Annotated in this window: 5 protein-coding genes; 1 reads left to right on the forward strand and 4 read right to left on the reverse strand. The window is 72.4% G+C overall.

The annotated features are described in order from the left end of the window. Nucleotides 1-168: 168 nt before the first annotated feature. The 4 genes from M4J07_RS47000 to M4J07_RS47015 form a co-directional block, all read right to left on the reverse strand. Nucleotides 169-708 (reverse strand): hypothetical protein, encoded by a 540-nt coding sequence (locus tag M4J07_RS47000; protein WP_255983404.1) that lies wholly within the window; start codon nt 706-708, stop codon nt 169-171. Nucleotides 709-800: 92 nt separating this feature from the next. Continuing rightward, nucleotides 801-1,259: a hypothetical protein gene (locus tag M4J07_RS47005; RefSeq protein ID WP_255983406.1), complete on the reverse strand. Its 459-nt coding sequence runs from the start codon at nt 1,257-1,259 to the stop codon at nt 801-803. Nucleotides 1,260-1,262: 3 nt separating this feature from the next. Further along, nucleotides 1,263-1,883: a C39 family peptidase gene (locus M4J07_RS47010; protein ID WP_255983408.1), complete on the reverse strand. Its 621-nt coding sequence runs from the start codon at nt 1,881-1,883 to the stop codon at nt 1,263-1,265. Nucleotides 1,884-1,911: 28 nt separating this feature from the next. Next, nucleotides 1,912-3,120 carry a pyridoxal phosphate-dependent aminotransferase gene (locus M4J07_RS47015; RefSeq protein WP_255983410.1) on the reverse strand — a complete coding sequence of 403 codons (1,209 nt, stop codon included), beginning with the start codon at nt 3,118-3,120 and terminating at the stop codon, nt 1,912-1,914. Between the two features lie 80 nt (nt 3,121-3,200). On the opposite strand from M4J07_RS47015, the gene M4J07_RS47020 reads away from it, so the two are divergent. Beyond that, nucleotides 3,201-3,728, forward strand: a 528-nt coding sequence (locus tag M4J07_RS47020) for a winged helix-turn-helix transcriptional regulator (RefSeq protein WP_255983412.1), incomplete at its 3' end; no start/stop codon positions are given.

Consider the following 3,728-nt stretch of genomic DNA (forward strand, 5'->3'; position numbering starts at 1 on the left):
CCACCTGTCCACCCCGTCCCTCCAACTCCGCCTGGGCCGCGACGGGTTGTGGTACGGGTACGAGTCGGACCCGGGCCGGGAGGACTGGTGGCCCCGCGGCGAGCCGGCCGCCGACCCGGTACGGGCCCTGGACGGGCTGCTGGGCGGCTGACCCGCCCGAGCGCCTCGTCAGGCGCCCGTCCGGTCCGCCCACTCCCGCAGCCGGGCGAAGTCGTCCGCGCGCAGTCCCCGGCGCGGATGGATCGTGAGCAGCAGCGCGGGCGCGTCGTGGTGTGCGCGCACGTACGCCACGTCCCGCTCGGTCACCATGTCGTCGACCCAGGCGAACGGCCGCCCGGCCGCCCACTCCACGAGCGTCCGGGTCTTCCAGTACAGCCCGTCCGGGTCGTGGGCGAACAGCTCGGGCCACTCGATGACCGGCAGGTCCCCGGCGAGGCCGATCGCGGGGCCGATCATCTCGTTCGCCTCGTGCATCCACGTGGTGGCCCAGGCGAGTTCGTACGGCAGCGCCCGCAGCAGCGCCCCGTGTCCCGGATGCAGCACGACCCGCAGCCCGCGCCGTACACCGCGTGACCCCGGTTCCTGACGGGCCAGCCAGCTGCTGGGGCGGAGCCGGTGCGCGCGGTAGCCGCGCAGCCGGGGAAACCGCGCCGCGTAGGGGTTCAGCGGTCCGTCGACGTCGAGCAGCAGCAACGGCCTGTCGGTCATACCGGGGAAGTGCCCGCCGCCGCCCGCCGGTACGCGCGACCGGCCGCCCGTACCCGTACCTGTAGCCGTACCCGTCCCCGCACCGGAAGGCCCTAGCGCACGCTGGGCGCCGCCGTCTCCACGAAACGGCTCAGTGCCTCCTTGCTGCGCTGCGAGCGGCGGTCGCGGTCCGTCTCGTCCGTCGCCTCGTGCATGCAGTTCGTCAACTCGAAGGCCTGCTCGGCGAGTTGACGCAGTCGTGGGTCGTCGCAGACCAGCTGCACCCGGACCAGCGCCTGGCGGGCGGCGATCCGTGCCTCGTACGAGGCGAAGCGCGCGGTCTCCGCCTCCCGGCCGCCCGGGTTCTCGTGGGCGCGGAACCAGCGGTCGTTCTGGCTGCGGCGGAAGTCGAAGAGCGCACCGGCGAACGCGCTGTAACTGGAGATGCGTTCCTGGCGGAGCTGCTCGGCGCGGGCCAGTTCGGCGCTGCGCACCGTCGCGCGGCCCTGGAAGTAGTGCGTGACGACCGAGCCGAGGAGCGTGCCGAGCACGGCTATCAGGGCGGCGTCCACGGGCTAGTCCCGGCCGGGCAGCGACATGCCGCGGCCCGCGAAGTAGTCCGCGAACCGGGCGGCGGGCAGCTCGGCCGTGCGCGTCGCGGCGTCCGTGCCCGACGGGTTGTGGAAGTGGAATCCAGCGCCGTCGGCCGTGCGGCCGGTGACCAGGACCAGATGGCCGCCCCGGCCGGGCGCCGGTTCGTGCGGGCGGCGGATCGCGTAGTGGACGGAGGCGATGACGAGGCGCCCCGCGTCGAGCTGCTCCCCGATCCCGGCCACGCCCAGCTCGCGGTGCACCCGGGCGTCCAGGCCGTGCACGTCCCGTACGTACTCCACCGCCGGGGCGTACACCATGCCGTGGATCTCGCCCTCCGCGTCGACCGTGTACGCACCGAACTTCAGGGCCCCGTCGCGGAGTTCGAAGAGCGAGGGCGCCTCGTCCCCGAGTGCCATGCGCAGGCACGTCGCCCCGCACAGATGGCCGCACCAGCGCGCGTAGTCCGCCACCGTCGTCGCCCCCGACTCCCGCCACGCCGGGTCCTGCGCCCGGTCGAACTCCCCGGACACGATGGGCCCGACCAGCCCGGGCGAGGCGAACTGGGTGTGGCTCGGGTACGAGCAGGTGGTGCAGGACGGCACGGGCGCTCCCGTCTTCAGGCCGGCAGCGTCATTGGCGGTAGCCGCTCAGGAAGCGGCCGATCCGGCTGATCGCGGCGTCGAGGTCGTCAGCGTACGGGAGGGTGAGGATGCGGAAGTGGTCGGGGCGCGGCCAGTTGAAGCCGGTGCCCTGCACGACCTGGATCTTCTCGCGCAGCAGCAGGTCGAGGACGAACTTCTCGTCGTCGACGATTCTGTGCACCTTCGGGTCGAGGCGGGGGAAGGCGTAGAGCGCGCCCTTGGGCTTGACGCAGCTGACGCCGGGGATCTCGTTCAGCTTCTCCCACGCCTTGTCGCGCTGCTCGTGCAACCGGCCGCCGGGCGCGGTCAGTTCACGGATGGACTGGCGGCCGCCGAGCGCGGCCTGGATGGCGTACTGGGCGGGCGCGTTCGGGCACAGCCGCATGGAGGCGAGCATCGTCAGCCCCTCCAGATAGTTCCGCGCGTGCTGCTGCGGGCCCGTGACGACCAGCCAGCCGGACCGGAACCCGGCGACGCGGTACGTCTTGGACAGGCCGGAGAAGGTGAGCACGACGAGGTCGGGGGCGAGGGCGGCGGCGCTGTGGTGCACCGCGTCGTCGTACAGGATCTGGTCGTAGATCTCGTCGGCGAACACCATCAGGCCGTGCCGCCGGGCGAGGTCGAGGACGCCCTCGACGATCTCCTTCGGGTAGACGGCGCCGGTGGGGTTGTTCGGGTTGATGAGGACGACGGCCCTGGTCCGGTCGGTGATCTTCGCGGCCATGTCGTCCAGGTCCGGGTACCAGTCGGCCTGTTCGTCGCAGACGTAGTGCACGGCCTTGCCGCCCGAGAGCGTGGTGACCGCGGTCCACAGCGGGAAGTCCGGGGCGGGGATGAGGACTTCGTCGCCGTCCTCCAGGAGCGCCTGCACGGCCATCGAGACCAGCTCGGACACGCCGTTGCCGAGGAACACGTCGTCGACGCCGACGTCCAGGCCGAGCCCCTGGTAGCGCTGGGCGACGGCGCGCCGGGCGGACAGGATGCCGCGCGAGTCCGTGTAGCCGTGCGCCTGCGGGAGCATCCGGATCATGTCCTGGACGATCTCCTCGGGCGCCTCGAAGCCGAACAGTGCCGGGTTGCCGGTGTTCAGCCGCAGCACGCTGTGGCCGGCCTCCTCCAGCGCGTTGGCGTGCTCGATCACCGGGCCGCGGATCTCGTAGCAGACCTCGCTCAGCTTGCTCGACTGCCGGAACTCCATGTGCGTGCCTCCTAGCTGGGGTACTTGGTTTTACCAAGTGGGAGCTTGGAAAGTCCAACAAGATGCATAGACTGCGCGTCATGCCACGCCGAAGCTACGACCAGTACTGCGCCGCCGCCCGCGCCCTCGACGCCGTCGGGGACCGCTGGACGCTCCTGATCGTGCGCGAACTCCTCGCCGGGCCGCGCCGCTACACCGACCTGCACGCCGACCTCCCCGGCGTCAGTACGGACATGCTGGCCACCCGCCTGAAGGACATGGAGCGGGACGGACTCGCCACCCGGCGCAGACTCACCGCGCCCGCGTCGGTGTACGTGTACGAACTCACGGAGCGGGGGCGGCGGTTGCTGCCCGTGCTGCACGCGCTGGGCGAATGGGGTGCGGCGGAGCTCGCCGAGCGGCGGCCGACGGACGCGGTGCGGGCGCACTGGCTGGCCCTGCCGATGCTGCGGCAACTGGAGGCGCTGGGCGAGCCGGGCGTGGTCGAGGTCCGCGTGGACGAGGGGGAGTTCCACGTGCGGGTGGGCGGCGACCCGGTGTACGGCGACGGCCCGTACGAGGCGGGCACCGCGGACGCCCGGCTGGTCATCGGCGCGGCCGTGTGCGAC

Source organism: Streptomyces longispororuber (assembly GCF_024448165.1).
Taxonomy (GTDB): domain Bacteria; phylum Actinomycetota; class Actinomycetes; order Streptomycetales; family Streptomycetaceae; genus Streptomyces; species Streptomyces longispororuber_A.

Excerpts from the sequence above, each read along its gene's own strand:
- M4J07_RS47000 (WP_255983404.1), bottom strand. The coding sequence starts at position 708 with ATGACCGACAGGCCGTTGCTGCTGCTCGACGTCGACGGACCGCTGAAC.
- M4J07_RS47015 (WP_255983410.1), bottom strand. The coding sequence starts at position 3,120 with ATGGAGTTCCGGCAGTCGAGCAAGCTGAGCGAGGTCTGCTACGAGATC.